Source organism: Siminovitchia thermophila (assembly GCF_016909185.1).
GTDB lineage: Bacteria > Bacillota > Bacilli > Bacillales > Bacillaceae_C > Siminovitchia > Siminovitchia thermophila.
In genome coordinates this window covers 25,637-47,419 of sequence record NZ_JAFBFH010000036.1, presented here as the reverse complement: position 1 = coordinate 47,419, position 21,783 = coordinate 25,637, and the positions used below count along the sequence as shown (strand labels likewise).

Below are 21,783 nucleotides of genomic sequence, written 5' to 3'. Positions count from 1 at the left end.
TGTTTCTAGGCAATTCAAGTATAAAAGAATTGGATGTTTGCGTGTATATTTTTATGTGCAAATTATGTGGAAACCCCAACATTTAGTATAGAGCCAGAAAAATTGACTGGACTAAGTCCGGTCCAATACCGAACTCAATCCAGCCAATCAGCTGCATAATAAAAACTCTAGCTTTTAGGGGTAACCACCAATATAAAAAGATGATTTCACGCGGCTTTATCGTCACAATTTATCGTTATGGGTTTTATTGTTGCTTTTCCATTTCTCCAAGAACACGGTTAACTCTTTTCTCAAGCATCTTCATTCCGCCGCCCCCGGCTTGGAAATGGCGCAACTTGCCATCTTTATCAAATACATAATAGGCGGGAACATATTGGTTTTCGAAAGCATCGGCTAATTTCATTTCACTATCCACGAAGATCGGCTGGGTAATATCATGGTCAGCAGCCACCTTCTTGATTTCATTTAAATCAAGATCGTCCTCTGAACGCGGCATATGTACGGCCACAACATTTAATTTATCCTGATACTTATCGCGGAATTCATTCACTTGCGGCATTGCCTCTTTGCACAAATGGCAGCTGATCGACCAGAAATGAATAAGGGTGGGCTTTTCGCCTACAAGCTCCTCTTTTGTAACCTGGCCATTCAGCCAATCTACAGCACCGTTCAGTTCAGGCATGGGCTCACGTAATTTCATTCGCTATCCCTCTTTTCTCGTAAAATAGTTTTCGATATGGGAAGGACAGACACAATGGGTGCCTGTCCTCAAAAAGGTTTATTTAAAATTAAACATTCAATGTTTCTTGTCCTGGTCTCCAGTTGGCAGGGCAAAGGCCACCTGTTTGCAACGCTTGAAGTACGCGAAGCGTTTCATCAACATCACGGCCGATATTGTTGTGGTTTACAACAGAGTACATCATTTCCCCTTCAGGGTTGATGATGAAAAGGCCACGAAGGGCGATTCCTTCTTCTTCAATTAAAACGCCATACTCCCGGGATACGGCGTGGTTTGTGTCAGCCGCAAGCGGATATTTCAATTGACCCAATCCATTGTCTTTACGGTCTGTGTTAATCCAAGCCAAGTGTGTATGAATCGTGTCCGTAGAAACCCCAATCACTTCTGCATCCAAATCTTCGAACTCATCATAACGGTCGGAAAGAGCTGTAATCTCAGTCGGACAAACAAATGTGAAGTCCATTGGATAGAAGAAAAGCACTGTCCACTTGTCATTTTTCATGTTCTCTTCCAAACTTACCTTGCCAAACTCTTTGTTGGGCATAACAGCATCCATTTCAAATCGAGGAGCTTGCTTACCTACCATACGTTCTGCCACAAAAATCCCTCCGTTGTTATAATTATTATTAATTGAGAAAATGAAATACATTTTCTCATATAAAACTTGATTACATTTGACATTATAGGCTAAATTTCGACACAAGTCAACATAAATTATAATAAATGTAATTAAAAACTAATTACTGTTTAGAATTTCGTTCACACTTTTTAAGTTATACCCCAAAAAGGGGAATTTATTCCTTATTTAAGATAAGTGTAGCACGCTTCAGTAATTTGTTAAAATAAAATGCCTTTATTAAAACAACTACATAACAGGCTGATCTTTACTATAATCCCTTACTACATCAAGGAAAGCCTGTACCTGTCGCAATTCAAATGCCGAATCATACCCCAAGAGCCATGTATCTCTTCTGATCGGGGTCCCCCGTTCATCCAAAAGGGGAATTTTGTATATATTATTTTCAGTTTCATTAATCGTAATGGCCGGTAAAATAGCGTAACCGATTCCGTTATACGTCATTTGCTTGCACGTTTCGATCTGATCCACGACAATAGACCTTTTGGGAAAAGTTTGAAACTGACGGTGCCACCAATCCTGAATCTCCTGATAATAATTGGAGTCACTTTTAAATTGGATGAAAGGCCTGTCCGTTTCAATGACTTGTTCAATCTTTTGAATTTCACGGTCAACAAGATATAGACTATCCTTGAACAACGGGTATTTCGTGCCCTTCCAATCGGTTGTCCCCCGAGTGATCCCTATATGAACCTCGCCTTCGTATAAAGCTTTCAATATTTCACTGCTCCATCCTGTAATGAGAGATATTCTCACATGTGGATATTGAGTGACAAATTGTTTTAATACTTTCGGCAGCCAATTTTGACCGACAATCGAAGCGCAGGCAATTTTCAATGTTCCGTGTACATGCGTTTCCAATGCCCGAATCTCTTCATATACCCTTTCCTGCTTCTCCAGTGTTTCGCTTGCAAATTGAACGACCTTTTCACCGGAAGGTGTAAGCATTAAGCCTTTTTGTGATCTGATAAACAGCTTTGTCCCCCATTGTTTCTCAATATTTTGTAGACGCTGGGATAATGCAGGCTGCGAGACGAACAGCTTTTCCGCCGCTTTTCGCATATTCATTTCTTTGGCCAAAACCGTTAACAATTTTAAATCAGTTAAAGACATAGCATTCCCTCTTCATTATGATGATGACGAATCAACTTGCCAATTTTTCTTTTTAGGCAAAAAGAATATTAAAATAAGACTTATGATGCCAAAAATCAAAACTGCTACATAGACAGAATGGAGCGAATGGGATAATCCGTCTTGCAAAAGCGCTTTGACGGCAGGAAGCAATTCACTTCTTTGCTCCTCCGTCAACAGCTTGTTCGTGGAATCCAGTGTAAGCTCCTCCCCCACCTTTCCACCTCGCTCAGAAAAATAGCGGAGTATTTGACCATTTAATATTCCGCCAAGCAAAGCCGCTCCCACAGTATTTCCCAAGTTTCTCATGAACATGTTCGTTGCTGTCGTGATTCCCCGCTGTTTCCAGCTCACGGCACTTTGGATCAGTACGATAAATGACGTTGATGTCATACCCATCCCAACGCCAAAACAAAAAGAAGACAAGGCCGCGCCACCAGGGCCGGCAGCAGGAACAATGGCTACAAACAACAAACCGCCAACGACCAAAAATATCCCGCCGATAAAAGATGTATTCCGATAGCCGATCTTTAACATCAATTTCCCCGCAACAGTCGAGGCAATCGGCCAACCAATGGACATGGCCGTTAATGTAAAGCCCGCGACAGTTGCACTTTCTTCCATGACACCTTGTACATAGGCAGGCAAAAAGCTGGATATTCCAATAAGCATCAATCCCGTTGTAAACGAAACTACATTGGCAATGAAGAGCGGCCGGATTTTCCATATTTCAAATGGAACCATCGGTTCGGCTGTTTTTTGTTCCTGGACGATAAAGAACAGAAATGCCGCAACAGCAATTACAGATAAGCCGATGATTTGGGGGGAGGTCCAAGAAAATCGCACTCCCCCTTCGACAAGAATAATCATGAGCGAGGCAATAACGACCGTTAACAGGCCGGCTCCGGCATAATCAATCTGAGGCTTCTTCTTCTCCATATTTTCATGAAGAAAGAGCCAAAAACCCACCATGGCGAGCAGACCGAGGGGGATGCTCACCCAAAACACCCATCTCCAACTGAGAAATTCAACCAACAGGCCGCCTACTGCCGGACCCATAACGGCTGAAATCCCCCAAACGCTCGATAAATAACCTTGAATCTTCGGACGTTCTTCTGGCGAATATATATCACCGACGATCGTTGTCGCGATGGGCATGACTGCGCCGGCGCCGATCCCTTGAAGCAGCCGAAAAAGAATCAGTTGTCCCATGGAGGCGGCAACCCCGCAAAGGAGCGACCCAAGAAGGAATATGCCGATCCCGAAAGTGATAACCGGTTTTCTTCCAAATAAATCGGCCAGCTTGCCGTAGATCAGGACAGTAATGGTATTCATTAACAAATAGGCTGAAAATACCCAGCTATAATGTGAAAAACCGCCCAACTCCCCCACAATGGCCGGCATGGCGGTGGCGACGATAGTGGCCTCGACCGCTCCGACAAACATGGCAAGCATAACGGCAACCAGCACATATTTTCTCTTTGTTTCTTTTTTTTCTGTATTTTGAATAGTATCTTCCACAAACGCCCCTCCCGAAATCCCAATTGGTTTCCCCATTCCTTTTAGAACCGTATTATGAACAGAAGACCCCCATTGCAGGGAAAAGAAAAAATGACCCTTTTGAATTTTTCAAAAACAAACCATAAAAAATGGGCTCCCGAATGAGGGAGCCTCCCTTGATGTTTATGTTTAAAGCTGCATTTTTAATTCTTTTAAAAGGGCTCTTCTTGTAAAAATGCCTTCAAAATACCCCTCATCATCCAGTACACACAAAAAAGGATGGTCGATGAGCAAATCAACCGCTTTTTCAAATGGATCCTTCAACAAGACGATCGGGATGTTTACCGCCATAACATCTTCCACTTTCTTATCACTAAGCTTTTCAAACTCAATTCGTTCCAATCCAAGAATGGATTCCGTAATGATGGCGGAACTGATTAATCCGTGTAATTTAAAACGGGCATCAAGGACCGGAATCGCGGAATAACCACTTTTTGTCAATACGAGCAAAGCGTGTTCCAGGTTATTGCCAACTTGAACGTGGGCTACTTTCTCAGATGGTATGATATAGTCGCTTATCTTTGGGTTTGTAAACGCATGACTTTTTAAGGAAAGCATTGTAAACTCCCTCATCTCTTTAAAATCTTTCTTACTTCATTTTACCATAAATTAAGAAAAGGGAAACCAATATGCCATAGCAAAAAAGCACTTTCACATCCCGCAAGCAGCTTTATTTAAGAGAGATTTTTCACTTCCTGGACGATGTCAAAAATCTCGATAGCCGCAGCATCAATATCATCAAACTGGTACACTCGCTTATTTTTGTGTTTGTCGTACTCTTCAACTTCAAACGTTTTTTTGTCGGGAAAAAATTTTACTTGGCAAATAACCTTTCCGTTTACTTCAAACTGTCTTTGCGGAAAGTCATCGTAGTCCGTCATATTTTGCATGGATTGCAATCTTTGAATAATGCCCATTAATTGTGACATGTTTAAAACCCCTTTCTTTGGGAGACACACTAATTATAAAAGAAGCACCTTTCACATTGCAAACTGTTTTTCTTGCTTGTGCTAAATTTGCCACTCCTTTATTTTCCAGGGGTAAAAAAACCTTGATTTTGCAGGGAAATAAAATCCGAAGCCAGTCACCGGCATTTTGCGAAAGGCTCACTGACAATAAAAAGTGAAAAAAGCAGGCTGTCAGCCTGCATCATTCATCTTCTTTCATATTTAATAAGGATTCATTCAATTTTTCAAGTGAGCGGATAATTGTTTTCTTGCGGTTATAGCCTTTGACATTCACCGATACCGTATTCATGCTCGTAAACACTTGTCCCCATGAGCCATACGGTTTAAAACCGTAAATATATATTTTAATGACTCCTGATTTTGTCGGCAGGAAAAGAGCTTCATAAGTGTTGTTTTTTAACATTTTAATCCCCTTCCATCGTTCTTCCCAGCCAATGTTATATAAAGTATCCCATCATACGAATGTTTGGTCTGACAAAGTAAATATACACTTGAAGCCTTGTGTTTTCAAGTGTAAATTCTTTTTAATAAAATCAATGAATGAAATGTTTGTGGTCAAAGAAATAATCAAACTGGGTGAATCTTTATAACATAACATAAAATCGCCACTCTTTTTAAAATAGACGTGAAGTTTTTTCGGAAAACTGCTGGAACAATGTACCGAAGTTTCGTACCGAACGAACGGATCAAGAAAAAAATCCTCCAGTCTGCCATTATTCAGATATAGCGCGCCAAAACTGACCACTCCGAAGCCAGTGGTATCTTTCCAACAGATCTATAAAATGTTATAATAATGTCAAATTCAATCAATCTCAAGAAAGGGGAACTTTCTGTGGACCTGGATTCCAATAAGACGCACCCATTGCCGCCGACGATTGAAAACCTTTCACAAGCCATTTTTACCGTCAACAGACATGCGAAAACCGCCATTAACCCCAAATTTTTATATAAACTGAAAAAAACGGCTATTGACAAAATGATTCAAGAAAAAAAAGCGACAAAGACAGGACTGCATTTTTCAAGAAATCCGAGATTCAGCCAACAGCAATCAGATGTTTTGGTAAAATGCGGTGATTACACCTTTCACATACCGCCCACTAAAGAGGATTTTCAACGTTTACCCCATTTAGGCCATCTTGATCAACATTCCCGCAATCCTAAAACCCGAATGCCGCTTAATACAGCAAAGAAGCTTTTACAAGAATATACAGGTCTTAAAGAAACCAAACAAAACCCCCATCGTCCAGAAAGAAAGAAGCCTACATTTAAAAAATTGGGCGACAGCTTTTTTTAATAGGCTAAGACCGTCTGTGCAGGCTGTCTGAAAAAGATACAGCCTTTACGGGAAGAGCTGCCTCCTTCAAGGAGACAGCGAAATCGTAAAAATATGTTAAGCGGCTTGGGGCAAAGCCGTTTAATCTTTTTGATACCGTTCATGTCATAAAAGTCAATGACTTGTTTCATCCTTCCAATGGATCGTACTTCTTGCATTTTACCATACTCGAAGTGGCTTTCATGTCGCTGTCAAGACATCGCCAATACGCGACATCCTCTCTGCTTCACTAACCATTCGTTACACACTCAAATAATGCATTTTGAAATCCGAGATCCCTATGAAAATGCTTCATTTATACATGGAAGCGCCGCATGCAGGTTCTGAAAACTCCGTGAATGATGTGAAGCATGACTTCTTTGGGGGCTTGTAAAAGGAAAACCCCCAATGAGTGAGCTTGTCGCCTGTCTACTCATTGGGAGCACATCATTGTTTGATGGGGTATTTACTTCCAATACTTAATCAATGCCTGTGTTCCGCTTTCTTCTTCTCCTTTTTTCGCAATAGCTTCATACATTTGTTTGGCCAATTCCAATCCCGGAAGCTTCAAATCCATTTTATCTGCTTCCTCAAGAGCGATGCCCATATCTTTGATAAAGTGCTTAACAAAAAACCCAGGCGAATAATCTTCTTTTAAAACCCTGGGAAGCAGGTTGGACATCGACCAGCTTCCGGCCGCGCCCGTGCTGATCGATTGGAGCATTTTCTCCGGATCTAGCCCTGCTTTTCTTGCATAAATGAGCGCTTCCATGACGCCAATCATGTTCGATGCAATGGCAATTTGGTTGCACATCTTCGTATGCTGGCCCGCCCCGGCCTCGCCTTGATAAACAATATTGTTTCCAAGGATTTCCAAAATCGGCTTAAGCTGTTCGAAAGTCTCTTTTGACCCGCCTGCCATAATGGAAAGCGTTCCGTTTTTCGCCCCGATATCACCGCCTGATACGGGCGCATCGAGCGCTCCAATACCGCGTCTTTGCGCCTCTTGAGCAATCTTTTTGGCAAGTGTCGGTGTTGAAGTCGTCATATCGACCACTATTTTTCCTTTGGAAGCCCCATTAAAAATCCCGTCATCACCAAAATAAACATGCTCCACATCATGCGGATAACCGACCATCGTTATAATGACATTTGCATCACTTGCCACCTCTTTGGGGCTTACTTTCCATTCGGTCCCTTCCCTGATCAAATCTTCAGCTTTTTCTTTCGTGCGTGTATGAATAAGAACACGGTAACCATGTTTTTGCAAATTCCGCACCATTGATTTTCCCATGACACCGATTCCAATAAAGCCGATCACTGCATCCATTGTAAAAACCGCCTTTCTTTTTATATGGATCTTAACTTGCCGCCGTCAACGATAAAAGTATTTCCAGTCATATATGTATTTCCGTCTGATGCGAGAAATACGACAACTTTCGCAAATTCTTCCGGTTTCCCGTCCCTGCCAAGTGGTATGCTCCTTTTCGCTCTTTCTTCAATAATATCAACGTGAACCCCTTCCCTATCTGCCTGGGCACGATCAAGCTCCTTCACTCTTTCCGTTGCGATTCTGCCCGGCCCCACCGTATTGACCAAAATATGATAAGGCGCAAGCTCTTGAGACAATGTTTTGGAGAGCCCGACAATCCCAAGCCTGAATGTATTGGATAAAATCAATCCTGGAATAGGTTCCTTAATGGAGGACGAGGCGATATTCACAATTCTCCCACCCTGTCTCTTTAAGTAAGGGAGTGCTTCCCTAATCGTCCTAATATAAGATAATAAATTAAGCTGGAATGAATAGGCCCAATCTTCATCCGTCATGTCCTCAAACCCGCCCGCCGGAGGACCACCTGCATTATTCACCAAAATATCGATGCCGCCGAACTTCTCAGCCGTATATTGGACTGCCTGCTGAATATCGGACGGCTTCAAGATATCGCAAACGGTATATCCGGCAGATCCTTCCTTTAACCTATTTAACTTTGAAACTACAGTTTTGAGTCTTTCTTCATTACGGCTGGCAAGCATTACTTTCGCACCCTCTAAGACAAATTGCTCCGCTATTGCCCTGCCAAGCCCTTTGCTTGCTGCCATAACGAGCACTCTTTTCCCCGCTAAGCCGAGATCCATGTCTCTTCACCCCTCGTTAAATAATAATGTTCAACAAGCGCTTAACCGCTTTTTGATCCATTCACCTCCTATCCTTAAGTATAATGAAAAAAGAATCGGTTGCCGCCTTTTCCGCATCCGGCATATTATTTTAACAATTATAAAAATTATATCTATTTTAATCCGAAAAATAAACAAAAAAACCGGAAGGCAATTGCGGCCTTCCGACAAAATAGGGGGAAAAATGAGATTGACATGACTACTAAAAAGCAAGATCAGTCATGGTTATTATTCTATACCACATTTTTTACTTTATACTCCTTCTTTTGAAGATTTTTTTGTTTCAATTATATTACAATTTTTTAAAATTCCTAATTCCTTCTATTGGATAATTGACAGTTGTTTCGTTTTCCGTTTTACTGTACATATTCGCGTAAAAACATGATTTAAAAAAGTAGCATTGTGTCATATTTGCACTTTCATAAAATATAGTGCAAACTATGTAAAAAAACATAAGGGGGAAGCCAATGAAAATTGCCAAAGTCGGAGACTTGATTGAATTCAGGGGAGGCCTTCAAGGAATTGTGGAAAAAATTAATGACAACTCGGTCATTGTTGATTTAACGTATATGAAAAACTACCGTGAACTTGAACTGGAAGAAAAAACGGTCGTCAACCATAAAAAATATAAAATCATTAAAGAATCTGTGGGGTTATAAGAAGCAAGCACCATGCTTGCTTCTCTTTCATGCCAATGATACCATAGAAAATTGTCGAAAAATGGAGTCCAGAAAGGAATTTACATATTCAAATGAGTAAAAAATGGATTGATGTTAAACTGGCCGGCGGAGTCTTTTTGGCCTACTTGCTTGTTTTTGTTGCCTTTGATAGAACAGATGTGTTCTGGTATTTATATACAGCCGCCATCTTGTTTCTGATCAGTTACTCTATCATTCATGAACCATTGGACGATGAAGCACCTACAAAACAATATATCACGTATGGCGTCATATCGGGGATCGCCCTTTATGTATTATTTTTCATTGGAGATTGGGTGTTGGGAATTATACCGAATCCGTTATCTGAACAAGTGGATAGCGTTTACACCCATTTTAGCTTTGAATTTTTTTGGCATTATTTAGTCCTCGTTTTTATTATGATTCCTGGAGAAGAAATTTTTTGGCGGGGATTTGTCCTAAAAAAATTGCTGGTTTGGCTAAATCCAATTGGCGCCATCTTTGCGGGAGCGCTACTGAATGGAGCGGCATTTTATTTTACCGGTTATTTTATCTTGGTGATTGCCGCCTTCGTCAGCGGACTTGTGTGGGGTTGGCTATATATTTGGAAAAGAAGCATTCGACTCGTCATCCTGTCCCATTTAACATTTAATTTGTTACTCTTGATTCTCTTCCCTCTTCAATAATAGAAAAGCATTTCTTCTATCGTTTGTGAAAAAGGTCTATATGTTTGTTTTGGATTGTATGCCCCGAGAAAAATATCTACCATACTTGCAAGTGGGGACTTTTGTCATAAAAGCCCCTCCTCTACCTCTTTTTATCGAAGCATGTTTTGCAGATTATTTTCCCTTCATTCTGTATGTATGCTTTGATTTCAGTCATACCTCGGCTTTTCGGGTAGCGCATCTTCAAGTAAATCTCTTCATAAGGCTGAATTTCTTTTTTGCATACAGAACATTGGGCAGTCAATTGAAACATAACTAACCATACTCCTCCCTATTGCTCGGCTTTTTATATATACGGTGTAACGAATAGAATAGTTTCATATTGCAATGTTCTTCATGACTACCTTCCAATGTCCCTCACCCAAAACTTTTCCATATATATAGGAGCATTTTCGCATATGAAACAACCTCCCCTTCGCCCCTTTGCACCCAGCCGCTTAAAGGGTATTTTGAGATGATCAACGATAAAAAGCCCTCAATTCAATAAACGGCCGGAATAGACAGTCGTTTTTATGGAGACACTTTCGCCGGCTTTATCAACAACAACAGCAAAAAGCCAATGCTCACATAGCCGAATAACGGATACAACAAACCGAGCAGCTTGCCATATTTTACAAGACTAATCAAACAAAACACGATAAACAGGAACAGAATGATCCATAAGGGGTTGGCCGGAACGTATTGATGGAGCTGACGTTCAATCCCATATGTATTGCCAATCAATGTTGTAAAAATTTCTCCATATATAATGAGGATATATATAAGATAAAGACTTCCTGCCGACTCATGAACAATCACCGCCATCGGAATTTCAAACATCCTGGGATCACGCAACACGGATAAACAGATATGGCTGGAAATTAGCAGGACGGTGAGAAATACCCCTCCCATCACCCCACCCCATTTGACTGTTTTTCTGTCATTTATTTCTGCAGCAAGGGGAACTAGTACAGCTTGAGCCAAAGCAAGATTAAAGCCGGCATACGAAATGGCTGACAACACTGCAAACCACCCATTACCTGCATCTTCTACTTGAAACCATAATGTAACATTCCCCCCAGGGACAATATGAAAAAGGACGGCTGTATTAAAGGCGATCATCATTGGAACAACAATCACATTAATCGCCAACAGCCCTTTTATCCCGGCAGCCATAATAACCAGACCAATAAACGTGGTTAAGAGCATGCCGGAAAATTTGGGGAAATTCAACTGCTCGACAAACAATGCTTCCGCACCCGCCAGCATTACTCCACAAACGCCTACAAGCATAACTAATAGAAATAGATTAATAAACTTCGCCAACTTTTTTCCAAACAAATATTCATTTAATTGTTCAAATGATGTCGCTTTAATATCAATTGACAACAACATGATTTTTGAACCGAGGATTACGAACAAAAATCCTGCCATCAGGATTGACAACAAGCCAAGAAAACCAAACCGTGTAAAAAACTCTACAATTTCCCTTCCTGTTGCAAATCCCGCACCAATGACGGTTCCTACGTAAACGGCAGCCACTTGACATACATCTATCCAATTCTTCACGGCTCATCCCCCTTAGAAAAATCGTATGATGGCTTGCCCAAAAAAATTTGCAAAATGAGTAAAAAAGAGTTGAAAGTCAAAATTGGTCAGTGTATAATGAAATCAAAGGTCAAAGTTAGTCAATGTCAAAGGACCTTTTTTATATCATTAAATGGTCAAAGAAGATCAAAAAAATAACAAATGGAGGTTTGGTGTATATGTTTTGCAGTAAATGTAAGGAAAAACAAGCAAACATTCATCTCCACGTCAATATTAACGGACAAAAGCAAACGATGGCATTATGTTCAGAATGCTATGCGTCGGAAAAACAACAACTCGGTGCATTAGGAGGCGTCCCATTTAAAAGTCAATTTGGCAGCTTTGATGATTTATTTAAACAATTCCCCGGAATGAATCAGCCATTTGGGCAAAACATGGGCGTATCCCAAAAAGAAAGAAGCACAACAGGACGCGGCGGAGGATTTCTTGATCAGCACGGTCATAACTTAAACGATGCCGCCAGAGCCGGACTGGTCGACCCTGTAATTGGCCGCGAGGAAGAAATAAACCGGGTCATCGAAATATTGAACCGGCGAACGAAAAACAATCCGGTGCTCATCGGTGAGCCAGGTGTCGGAAAAACTGCTATCGCGGAAGGGTTGGCGCTGAAAATTGTTGAAGGAAAAGTGCCCGCCAAACTAAAAAACAAGGAAGTCTATTTGCTTGATGTGGCATCTCTTGTCGCCAATACCGGTATTCGCGGACAGTTTGAAGAGCGGATGAAACAACTCATCACAGAGCTTCAAAGCCGCAAAAACATCCTGTTGTTCATTGATGAAGTGCATCTTCTTGTTGGAGCCGGATCCGCTGAAGGATCGATGGATGCCGGGAATATTTTAAAACCGGCGCTCGCACGTGGAGAATTGCAAGTCATCGGGGCCACGACACTAAAAGAATATCGACAAATTGAAAAAGACGCCGCACTGGAAAGGCGCTTCCAGCCGGTTCAGGTCGGAGAGCCATCTTCAGACAAGGCCCTGGAAATCTTGAAAGGATTAAAAGAGAAATATGAAAACTACCATGATGTAACGTTTACAGACGAAGCGTTAAAAGCATGCGTAGAACTATCAAGCCGCTACATTCAGGATCGCTACCTGCCTGACAAAGCAATCGACTTAATGGATGAAGCCGGCTCCAAACTCAACTTGACGATTCAAGATACAGATAAAGAGTCGCTCCAACAACGCTTTGCCGAAATTGAGAAAGAAAAGCAAGCGGCCCTTGCCAAAGAAGATTATGAAACGGCAGCAAAACTTCGAGACGAAGAAATGGATCTCGAAAAACTTCTTAAAGAAGAGTCTCCAGAAAAGCGGGTTGTCGTAGACGTCCGCCATATTCAGGAAATCGTAGCGAAAAAAACGGGCATTCCCGTCGGCAAGCTCGAATCAGATGAACAGAAAAAAATGAAACACTTGGAAAAAGCTCTGGGGGCAAAAGTCATCGGACAAGAGGAAGCCGTTCAAAAAGTAGCTAAAGCCATTCGCCGTAGCAGAGCCGGATTAAAAGCGAAAAGCCGCCCGATTGGTTCGTTCCTGTTTGTAGGACCCACAGGGGTTGGTAAAACAGAGCTTACAAAGGTACTGGCTGAAGAACTATTTGGCACAAAAGACGCGTATATTCGCCTGGACATGAGCGAATATATGGAAAAACACAGCGTTTCAAAACTGATCGGTTCCCCTCCGGGCTATGTCGGCCATGAGGAAGCCGGACAGCTTACAGAACGAGTGCGCCGCAACCCGTACAGCATTATATTGCTTGACGAAATCGAAAAAGCGCACCCGGACGTTCAACACATGTTCCTGCAAATTTTAGAAGATGGCAGATTGACTGACAGCCAAGGCCGGACAGTCAGCTTTAAAGATACAGTCATCATCATGACGAGCAATGCAGGAACAGGCGAAAAGCAAATTCATGTGGGATTTGGCCAAAGTAATGCATTAAAAGAGACAAGCATTCTTGACAAGCTCGGTGCATTTTTCAAGCCGGAATTTCTTAACCGCTTCGATGCGATTATCGAATTTAACTCACTTGAAAAAGAACATCTCTTGAAAATAGTTGATCTGTTACTTGCTGAACTGGCTGGGACACTTTCCGAACAAGGAATCACGATCACGATTTCCGATCAGGTAAAAGAAAAACTAACGGAATTGGGCTACCACCCTCAATACGGGGCACGTCCTCTCCGCAGAGCCATTCAGGAGCATTTGGAGGATCAAATATCCGACTACATTTTAGACCATGAAAATGTTCAAGATCTGCACGCAGTTGTGGAAAACGGACAAATCAAAGTCATCCAAAAAGAAGTTGCCTAATACGAGGCAATCCCAGGCCGTCGAGCGTTTCTCGACGGTCTTTTTATCGAGAAAAAAACTTGTGTTTGTAAAAAGTGTAAGCTTTTTTCGAGGACACGGCTGTCTGAGCTCGCCAACAGAACAGTTTCACTTTAAGCCTTTTCGATTTCGGTGAATTTAAGGAGACGGGCCATGTCTGAGCAAGCACTGGTCACTTTCAATCTTAAGCTTTGTTCTGCTTCAATCAGGAACTAAAAACCCGCTCATTGATGTTTCGTTTATCTAGCAGTGGAGTCTCCTTTTTATACATCACCAAAGTGGGATTTAGAGGTTTGCAGGCGAAGAAAGTCACATCATGTGCACCTCCCCCTCCCACTGATTGAGCTTGTATATTCATTATTTCACTTAACGTGTCCATGGCGAAAATTATCCCAGTGTATAATACGCAAGCATTTAGCGTAGTCAAAATATGTAGACTCCCGCGGGAATAGCTCGAGCTGAAGATCCCGCAGGAAAGCGAAATATGTTGACGTAGCGATGATAGGGATTTTTTTACACAAATAAACCGAACAATTATAAATGAATTGTTCGGTTTTGCTATTTCGTATTTGCTTATGTCCCATTCTCTTTTTTATCGTTTTTTACTGTATGAATTATATTCTCGGGGTTTGCAATCTATTAGGACGACCGTATATGGTTTTGACGAAATGGTTTGGAAAATAATACGAATGACTTCTTTAGAGCATGTCTCACTTTTTTAGAAACTGTGCCAGTTTGAAAGTCCCGATAATATTCATTTAACAACTGGTCAAGCTCACGGCTGCATCTCACTGTTTCCTCGGCATTCAGTCCATATTTATTGCCAATAAAAAACATTTCTTCGCGTTTTTCCTGAATTTTTGCCAACAAGATTTGCTTTTCCATCCTACCGTAACCCATCGTTCGTTCTCCCCCGCCAATTATTTTCCTTTTCAACTTCCTCATTATCTCAAAAGTCTCTATTTTTGTAAACGCCTGAAAACGACCAGTCACACTTTTGACATATTTGTGGTTCATTATAATACTCCTTCCAATTTTAGCAAAATCTCTTTTTTATCAACTTGATTTCCAGCATATCCCATGAGTGACTTGTTCTTCCCAACTACCCGATGACAAGGGATAATAATAGGAATTGGGTTTCTTCTGTTCGCCTGTCCAACAGCTCTTACCGCTTGCTCATTACCGATCCACTTTGCGATTTCTCCATAGGTTCGCGTTTGGCCGTACGGAATTTCCAACAATTTACTCCACACCATTTTTTGAAATGATGTACCATGTAAAAATAACGGCACGTTAAATAATTGAATTGTGCCTTTAAAATACTGATCCAATTGCCGCTCCGCTTCTTTGAGGATGGAATGTTCGGCATTTTCCACGGGTTTGGTGGCTGTTTGTAGAAACTTGTCCCATCCAAACGTAATACCCGTAACTGCCTCATCCGTCCCTGTTATGACAAGTTGTCCAATTGGACTGTCCATAGTTGTATAATACATTCTCTAGACTCCTTACCTCATTTTGTTATAATATGGCAAATGAAAATATCATATGTTTGTTAAACGACGTAAAGGGAAAATATAGGCTGACTTAATAAATGAATCAAGCAGGTGATTGCATATGGATAAAAGAGACAGTTATTTTGATAATGCCAAAACCCTTTTAATCTTTCTTGTTGTGTTTGGTCATTTGATCCAATCCTACATTGAAACAAACGCTTTTATATCCTACTTGTATAATTTTATTTATACGTTTCATATGCCCGCCTTTATCATCATATCAGGATTTTTTGCCAAAGGAATATATGAGAAAGGCTATATTTGGAAAATAACAAAAAAGTTAATCATTCCATATATTCTGTTCCAAGGACTTTACGCTGTTTTTTATTACTTTTTGCACAAAGAAGATACTTTTCGTTTTGAACTGCTTGACCCAAAATGGTCGCTTAGGTTCTTAATTAGCCTCTTTTTCTGGAATATTTTGCTTTTGGTCTTTAACAAATTTAAACCGGCCGTGGCTTTAACAATTACCATTGCAATCGGCCTTGCTGCCGGATATGCCGATTGGATTACGAATTATCTCAGTTTATCAAGAACGCTCGTTTTCTTTCCTTTTTTCCTGGCGGGATACTTTTTAAACAAAGACGACTTTCAGATGTTACGATCCAATAAGGCAAAAGTTGTGGCGGCGACTGTCATGTTCGTAGTAACAATTGGAATCGTCTATTTTTCGGACTTAGATGAAAAATGGTTCTTCGGGTCAAAGCCATATGGTGAACTGGAAAGTGAAGCCATTTTGGGAATGTTGAAGCGAACCGGCATATACACACTTCAGTTTTTGATGGCTGGAAGTTTCTTTGCTTTCGTTTCTCGCCGACGCTTCTTTTTTACAAGGTGGGGAAGAAATACACTGTACGTTTACTTGCTTCATGGCTTTATCATTCGCTTGTTTAGAGGAAGCAGTTTGGAGGATTATCTAAACCAAACACTGACCCTACCTGTTCTGATTTTCGCCAGTTTCGTTTTAACCGCCATCCTTTCCAGCAAATATGTAACGAGTTTGACACAGCCGTTCATAGAATTAAGAATGTCAAAGTTGAAAAAGTTTTTCGAGCAGCTGAGAAAAGAATATAGAGCACTAAGACATTCCTGAAGCCTCCCCATTAAAATGGGGAGGTTCTAAATTTTCAAGGTTTTTCGTAGTCCTTTTTTCTAATTCGTTGTATTTGGTCTTTATCCTGCTATATTCGCTCGACATTTTTCGTGAAATTGTGGTTTCCCCCTTTCTCCGCTAAAATAGAAAAAGAGTGTCAAAAAAAGGAGTTGCCATGTTTCATGAAAGTAATCGCAAGTACTTTAAACGCGAAATTTATCCATACAAATTTAGCCATCCGATATTTAAAAGCATACGCTGCACCGGAATTTGAAGTCGAAATAGCTGAATACACGATCAATGATCCGGTTTTAAATATTGCATCCGACTTATTTGCCAAAAAACCGGACGTGATCGGCTTCAGTTGTTATATATGGAACATTGAAGAAACAGTGAAAGTGATTCAAATTTTGCGTAAGATCCTGCCGGATGCGGTCCTCATTTTGGGTGGCCCGGAAGTTTCGTACGACGTAATTTATTGGCTTAAACGATTGCCGGAAATCAATTATATTGTCATCGGTGAAGGTGAAGCTACCTTTAAAGAACTGCTTGCACATTTGGCGGGTGGAAAAACAATCACGGATGTGATGGGGATCGGCTTTATGGAAAACGGAAAGCCGGTAATCAATCCGATCCGTCCGAAAATTGACTTGCGTGAAATGCCTTCCCCTTTTCGTTTTCCAGAAGACATACCGAATCTGTCCAAGCGGGTCACATACATTGAGACAAGCCGTGGCTGTCCCTTCAGCTGCCAATTCTGCCTCTCCTCCATCGAGGTCGGAGTCCGTTATTTTAACCGGGAGAACATAAAAGAAGATATCCGGTATTTAATGAAAAATGGCGCTAAAACGATCAAATTTGTTGACCGCACTTTTAATATTAGCCGGAGCTATGCAATGGAAATGTTTCAGTTTTTAATTGATGAACACGTGCCGGGCACCGTATTCCAGTTTGAAATCACCGGCGATATTATGCGCCCTGAAGTGATTGAATTTTTGAATGAAAACGCACCAAAAGGGCTATTCCGCTTTGAAATCGGCGTCCAATCTACAAATGATTTGACGAACGAACTCGTTAAAAGAAGGCAAAATTTCGAGAAGTTGACAAGGACTGTGACCATGGTAAAAGACGGGGGAAAAATTGTTCAGCACCTCGACCTGATTGCGGGCCTCCCGGAAGAAGATTACAATTCCTTTAGAAAAACATTTAATGACGTATTTGCCTTAAAACCGGAAGAGTTGCAGCTCGGCTTTTTAAAAATGCTGAGGGGGACCGGCCTGAGAATATCGGCCAAGCAATTCGGCTATACGTATATGGACCATGCACCATATGAAATCCTCGGTAACAACGTCATTGACTTTAACGACATTCTTAAAATTAAGCAAGTGGAAGATGTGCTTGAAAAATATTGGAACAACCATCGCATGGATAACGCTGTTGAATATATCGTTTCAACTTGTTTTGAAACTCCCTTCGATTTCTTCCAACGGTTTGGAGCATATTGGGATCAGCAAGGCTGGTCGAGAATAGGCCATCAACTTGAGGATTTATTCATTCGTCTCCAGCAGTTTTTGAGGGTAGAGAATGTGGAGGGAAGAGCGATAGCTGAAGGACTCATGAAGTTTGACTATTTGTTGAACATCCGCTACAAACCAAGAAAACCATGGTGGAAACCTTCCTTAAAAAAAGAAGAAAAAGCCTATATTTACAAGGCTGTACTCGCTAAACCCGAAATGGCCGGCAGCGCGTTTGCCCGTCTGCAGTTAAAGGAAAGGGATTTATTTAAGCATACGATCCTTGAACTATTTCCATTCAGCATCTCAGATTATCTTCAATCTGGCCGGATCGTTTCACAGCCATCCATGGCCCTCGTTTATTTTGACCCGGCCGATGGAAGATCATCTTTGTTCCCTTTAGCAAAAAAACAGGCTACAAACATGCGCAAGCGTCTTATTCATGACATTTAAACACCAAAAACCGGCCCTAGAGCCGGTTTTTGAAACTATATATAATTGCTAACTTGGGAACTTTTTACAAAAGCTCTTTTCTGAGCTGTTCGGGAGATTTCGGAGACAGGAGACCGACAGGTACATCAAATACCGTCTTGGCGCCAATTTGCCCCAGGGCATTCAACCGATAGGCCGCCCTTGCGTAAGCAACCAAAATGCTTGAAGTAAATTCCGGGTTGCTGTCAAGCTTTAGAGAATACTCGACAATTTGATTCGTTCCTTCTCCGGTCTTTCCGCTTCGGATCACAAATCCGCCGTGAAGCATTTTAGCATGATTTTTCTCCAGCTCTTCTTTTGAAATAAAGTGTACGGTTGTCTCATAATCGGCGAAGTAATTTGGCATTGTTTTGATTTCTTTCTCAATCCTACCTAAATCCGCTCCTTCTTCCGCTACAACGTAACATTCGCGCAAATGCTTTTCCCTAGTGGTCAGTTCAGGATTTTCCCCTCTTCTTACGCGTTCAACAGCTTCTTCAATCGGAATTGTATATTGCACGGCGCCTTTTACGCCTTCAATTCTGCGAACAGCATCGGAATGGCCCTGGCTGAGTCCTTTTCCCCAGAACGTATATGTCGCCCCTTCAGGAAGAATCGCTTCTCCCATCAGCCTGTTTAGAGAAAACATGCCCGGATCCCAACCGACGGAAATAATGCTTGTTTTTTTGCCGGATATTGCCGCTTCATTCACCGCACTGTAATATTCAGGTATTTTCGCATGTGTGTCATAGCTGTCAATTGTATTAAACAGCTTGGCAAACTCTGGCCCCTGCTCGGGAAGGTCTGTTGCGGATCCTCCGCATAAAATCATGACATCAATATCGTTCACATATGATTCAGCATCGGAAATATGCAACACTTTGACTTGTGGATTCTTCACATGAACATCTTCCGGGTTTCTGCGCGAAAAAACAGCAACAAGCTCCATATCCCGATTTTGCTCGATAGCCGCTTCTGTACCGCGTCCCAAATTTCCATAACCAACAATGCCTATTTTGATTTTTTCCATTGTCATGCCTCCTTGAAATTTTGACTAGCCAATGATGACCCGTTCTTTCGGATAATGGAAGTCCGGTTCCTTTTCATTGCTTGACATAATGAACAAGAATGATAAAATCCCGACTCTGCCAATGAACATTAATATGATCAACAGCCATTTTCCCGTATTGGTTAAATCGGCTGTTATCCCCATGGAAGCCCCGCACGTACCAAAAGCGGAGGAAACTTCAAATATAATGGCCAACAAACTGGCATCTTCCGTATAAGATAAAATAATGATGGAAATGCCATATAACAAAACCGCAAGCAATAGAACGACAAGCGATTTAATCACATCAGCCTGGTGAATCTCTCTTTTAAAGACTTTAATGGACCTGTTCCCTCTTGCATAATGATAAAGAAATAATATATTTAAGGCAAAAGTGGTTGTACGAATGCCGCCTCCGACAGAGCTTGGCGAAGCTCCGATAAACATGAGGGCCGACATGAAAAGTACTGTCGAATGATGAAGGTCGTTAATATCGAGCGTTAATAATCCGGCACTTCTCATCGTAGTTGATTGAAACAAAGCATAAAAGAATGATTCATGCCAAGATTTTCCGACAAAATACCCGTTAAACTCTAAAAAAATAATCACAATCGTTCCAAAACCCAACAATAAAAAATAGGTGGAAGTGGTAATTTTCGTAAAAAGAGAGAATTGAAAGCGATTTTTCAACGGCTTGTTAAATAAGAAGTTTTTCACTTCAATCCATACAGGAAAGCCAATGGCGCCAAGAATGATCAGGATGATTGTAACAAACTGGACAAAATAGTCCCGGGCAAAAGGAATTAAAGATTGTCCAGTAATATCGAACCCCGCATTCGTTGTCGCACTGACAGCAGCAAACAGCCCCTGAAGAAAAGCCTCCTGCCATGTTGGAAAATAGTTCAAATAATAAACGCCAAGCACAAGCGCCCCGAGAACTTCAATTAGTAAAATCAAGGCAACAATTTGCCTGAGCAAACTGACTAACCCCGAAAAATTAAGCTGATTTTGATCCGTCTTAATCAATTGCCTTTGCTTTAGCCCGATTTTTTTTCCGAAAATAAGCCAAAAAAATGTACTTATTGTCATAATGCCGATCCCGCCGATTTGAAGGGCAAAGATCAAAATAAAAATACCTGTTATTGTAAACGTTTCTGATAAGTCAACAGTTGTCAAACCCGTGACACTAACGGAGCTGGCTGCAACGAAGACAGCATCCATTGCCGACCAGTCAGCTCCCTTTTGCCTGGCGACCGGAAGGCTTAAAAGTATCGACACAACCGCAACTGCCATTATATAGTAGGAAACCAATAACCGGAACGGTGTCAGGGCGAGTCTGTATAATTTTTGTTTATGTATCGGTTTGTCATTCATCATATTCAATTTCCTTTTTGTTACTCATTCTTACATATTAAGCAAAAAAGTATTAAAAAGAAAGAATTATTCACCACGATTTCAGAAAAAAATGGATTGATTTTAGCCATATAGGAAGTTATGCACCAATATACAGCATGTTCCAGCATGGTTTACACTTTGCGCGGAATAATAAAAATTAAGCCAAACAAAGAGAAAGGAGGAATAGGTATGGGACAGCAAAGCAATCAATTGCTTGTTCCTGGCGTGGAACAATTTTTGGACAACGTGAAATACGAAATAGCTCAGGAATTCGGTGTTACTCTTGGATCCGACACAGCAGCGAGGGCAAATGGCTCCGTAGGCGGAGAAATCACTAAGCGCCTTGTGAAACAAGCACAAGTACAATTATCCAACCAACAAAGCGACAGCTAAGACAGCTAAAGTCTAACGCCAATTAACGCCAACTTCCCTAACTTGGATAATACCAGGTATAAATGATACTTCACCGTCCCCAAATATATACCCCATAAAAGGGAATATCAAATATAGAGGCGGGGGCTGGGGTATAAGTTGAAAGCCTGATTAATATTCGTAAAAATCGTGAGAATAAAACCGCGTGAAATCAAGGTTTTTAAACTTGATTCCATGCGGTTTGTTTCATTTTTACATGGTTATGTCCCGGTCCCTTTCCTTTGAGCACAATAAGCGTTGAATAACCGTTTTTTCGATTATCTCCGTATACGAGCTTTGATCGTTTTTCCCATTAAAATGGGAACGAGCACCTCGGCCTGATGACCACTGCTTCGATTATCCCCATAGAACAGGCTCGATCACTGCCATCTCTTATGACCGTTTTTTCCATTTCCCCCATAAAACGGAAATGAGCACTTCGGCCTGATGACCACTT

General features: G+C 41.2%; 21 protein-coding genes. 7 read left to right on the top strand and 14 right to left on the bottom strand.

What is annotated here, in order from left to right; translation table 11 throughout:
• Window positions 1-244: 244 nt before the first annotated feature.
• From JOC94_RS19190 to JOC94_RS19160, 7 genes are all read right to left on the bottom strand, one after another.
• Complete coding sequence (locus tag JOC94_RS19190) at window positions 245-700, bottom strand: TlpA disulfide reductase family protein (RefSeq protein WP_077109384.1); 456 nt, start codon at window positions 698-700, stop codon at window positions 245-247.
• Window positions 701-788: 88 nt separating this feature from the next.
• The gene (locus tag JOC94_RS19185) at window positions 789-1,337 is read right to left on the bottom strand and encodes a peroxiredoxin (protein WP_077109383.1); all 549 of its coding nucleotides are present in this window, start codon (window positions 1,335-1,337) and stop codon (window positions 789-791) included.
• A 267-nt stretch (window positions 1,338-1,604) separates the two neighbouring features.
• Window positions 1,605-2,489: a LysR family transcriptional regulator gene (locus JOC94_RS19180; RefSeq protein WP_205180104.1), complete on the bottom strand. Its 885-nt coding sequence runs from the start codon at window positions 2,487-2,489 to the stop codon at window positions 1,605-1,607.
• 15 nt (window positions 2,490-2,504) lie between these two features.
• Window positions 2,505-4,064, bottom strand: coding sequence for an MDR family MFS transporter (locus tag JOC94_RS19175; RefSeq protein WP_205180103.1), 1,560 nt, complete (start codon window positions 4,062-4,064; stop codon window positions 2,505-2,507).
• Window positions 4,065-4,196: 132 nt separating this feature from the next.
• Window positions 4,197-4,625 carry a cyclic-di-AMP-binding protein CbpB gene (cbpB, locus tag JOC94_RS19170; RefSeq protein ID WP_077109381.1) on the bottom strand — a complete coding sequence of 143 codons (429 nt, stop codon included), beginning with the start codon at window positions 4,623-4,625 and terminating at the stop codon, window positions 4,197-4,199.
• 116 nt (window positions 4,626-4,741) lie between these two features.
• Window positions 4,742-4,996, bottom strand: coding sequence for a YkuJ family protein (locus tag JOC94_RS19165; protein WP_205180102.1), 255 nt, complete (start codon window positions 4,994-4,996; stop codon window positions 4,742-4,744).
• A gap of 220 nt (window positions 4,997-5,216) precedes the next feature.
• Complete coding sequence (locus JOC94_RS19160) at window positions 5,217-5,438, bottom strand: hypothetical protein (RefSeq protein WP_077109379.1); 222 nt, start codon at window positions 5,436-5,438, stop codon at window positions 5,217-5,219.
• 435 nt (window positions 5,439-5,873) lie between these two features.
• Between JOC94_RS19160 and JOC94_RS19155 the strand changes: the two genes are divergently transcribed.
• The gene (locus tag JOC94_RS19155) at window positions 5,874-6,329 is read left to right on the top strand and encodes a YkyB family protein (protein WP_236017157.1); all 456 of its coding nucleotides are present in this window, start codon (window positions 5,874-5,876) and stop codon (window positions 6,327-6,329) included.
• A 484-nt stretch (window positions 6,330-6,813) separates the two neighbouring features.
• On the opposite strand, the gene JOC94_RS19150 is transcribed toward JOC94_RS19155, so the two are convergent.
• On the bottom strand, window positions 6,814-7,677 hold the full coding sequence (locus JOC94_RS19150) for an NAD(P)-dependent oxidoreductase (RefSeq protein ID WP_077109377.1): 864 nt from the start codon (window positions 7,675-7,677) through the stop codon (window positions 6,814-6,816).
• Between the two features lie 20 nt (window positions 7,678-7,697).
• Window positions 7,698-8,483, bottom strand: a complete 786-nt coding sequence (locus tag JOC94_RS19145) for an SDR family oxidoreductase (protein WP_077109376.1) — start codon at window positions 8,481-8,483, stop codon at window positions 7,698-7,700.
• Window positions 8,484-8,989: 506 nt separating this feature from the next.
• Here JOC94_RS19145 and JOC94_RS19140 point away from each other — a divergent pair.
• Complete coding sequence (locus tag JOC94_RS19140; RefSeq protein WP_077109374.1) at window positions 8,990-9,181, top strand: YkvS family protein; 192 nt, start codon at window positions 8,990-8,992, stop codon at window positions 9,179-9,181.
• A 92-nt stretch (window positions 9,182-9,273) separates the two neighbouring features.
• Window positions 9,274-9,885: a CPBP family intramembrane glutamic endopeptidase gene (locus JOC94_RS19135; RefSeq protein ID WP_077109373.1), complete on the top strand. Its 612-nt coding sequence runs from the start codon at window positions 9,274-9,276 to the stop codon at window positions 9,883-9,885.
• A gap of 549 nt (window positions 9,886-10,434) precedes the next feature.
• Here the strand turns inward: JOC94_RS19135 and JOC94_RS19130 are convergent.
• A complete protein-coding gene (locus tag JOC94_RS19130) occupies window positions 10,435-11,472 on the bottom strand; it encodes a YkvI family membrane protein (RefSeq protein WP_205180101.1) in 1,038 nt (345 codons plus the stop codon).
• A 197-nt stretch (window positions 11,473-11,669) separates the two neighbouring features.
• Between JOC94_RS19130 and JOC94_RS19125 the strand changes: the two genes are divergently transcribed.
• Window positions 11,670-13,823, top strand: a complete 2,154-nt coding sequence (locus tag JOC94_RS19125; RefSeq protein WP_205180100.1) for an ATP-dependent Clp protease ATP-binding subunit — start codon at window positions 11,670-11,672, stop codon at window positions 13,821-13,823.
• Between the two features lie 657 nt (window positions 13,824-14,480).
• Here the strand turns inward: JOC94_RS19125 and JOC94_RS19120 are convergent.
• Both JOC94_RS19120 and JOC94_RS19115 read right to left on the bottom strand, forming a co-directional pair.
• Window positions 14,481-14,858, bottom strand: coding sequence for an aspartyl-phosphate phosphatase Spo0E family protein (locus JOC94_RS19120; protein WP_205180099.1), 378 nt, complete (start codon window positions 14,856-14,858; stop codon window positions 14,481-14,483).
• Entirely contained in the window at window positions 14,858-15,334 is a 477-nt protein-coding gene (locus JOC94_RS19115) for a methylated-DNA--[protein]-cysteine S-methyltransferase (protein ID WP_205180098.1), read from the bottom strand. Before JOC94_RS19115 ends, JOC94_RS19120 begins: the two co-directional genes overlap by 1 nt.
• A 121-nt stretch (window positions 15,335-15,455) precedes the next feature.
• Between JOC94_RS19115 and JOC94_RS19110 the strand changes: the two genes are divergently transcribed.
• Together JOC94_RS19110 and JOC94_RS19105 are read left to right on the top strand one after the other, a co-directional pair.
• A complete protein-coding gene (locus tag JOC94_RS19110; RefSeq protein ID WP_077109369.1) occupies window positions 15,456-16,487 on the top strand; it encodes an acyltransferase family protein in 1,032 nt (343 codons plus the stop codon).
• A 182-nt stretch (window positions 16,488-16,669) separates the two neighbouring features.
• Entirely contained in the window at window positions 16,670-18,454 is a 1,785-nt protein-coding gene (locus JOC94_RS19105) for a B12-binding domain-containing radical SAM protein (RefSeq protein WP_077109368.1), read from the top strand.
• Window positions 18,455-18,518: 64 nt separating this feature from the next.
• Here the strand turns inward: JOC94_RS19105 and JOC94_RS19100 are convergent, their stop codons facing one another.
• Together JOC94_RS19100 and JOC94_RS19095 are read right to left on the bottom strand one after the other, a co-directional pair.
• Window positions 18,519-19,502, bottom strand: a complete 984-nt coding sequence (locus JOC94_RS19100; RefSeq protein WP_077109367.1) for a diaminopimelate dehydrogenase — start codon at window positions 19,500-19,502, stop codon at window positions 18,519-18,521.
• A gap of 24 nt (window positions 19,503-19,526) precedes the next feature.
• Complete coding sequence (locus tag JOC94_RS19095) at window positions 19,527-20,897, bottom strand: TrkH family potassium uptake protein (RefSeq protein WP_083717169.1); 1,371 nt, start codon at window positions 20,895-20,897, stop codon at window positions 19,527-19,529.
• A gap of 207 nt (window positions 20,898-21,104) precedes the next feature.
• On the opposite strand from JOC94_RS19095, the gene JOC94_RS19090 reads away from it, so the two are divergent.
• Window positions 21,105-21,308: an alpha/beta-type small acid-soluble spore protein gene (locus JOC94_RS19090; protein WP_077109366.1), complete on the top strand. Its 204-nt coding sequence runs from the start codon at window positions 21,105-21,107 to the stop codon at window positions 21,306-21,308.
• The last annotated feature ends 475 nt before the right edge of the window (window positions 21,309-21,783 follow it).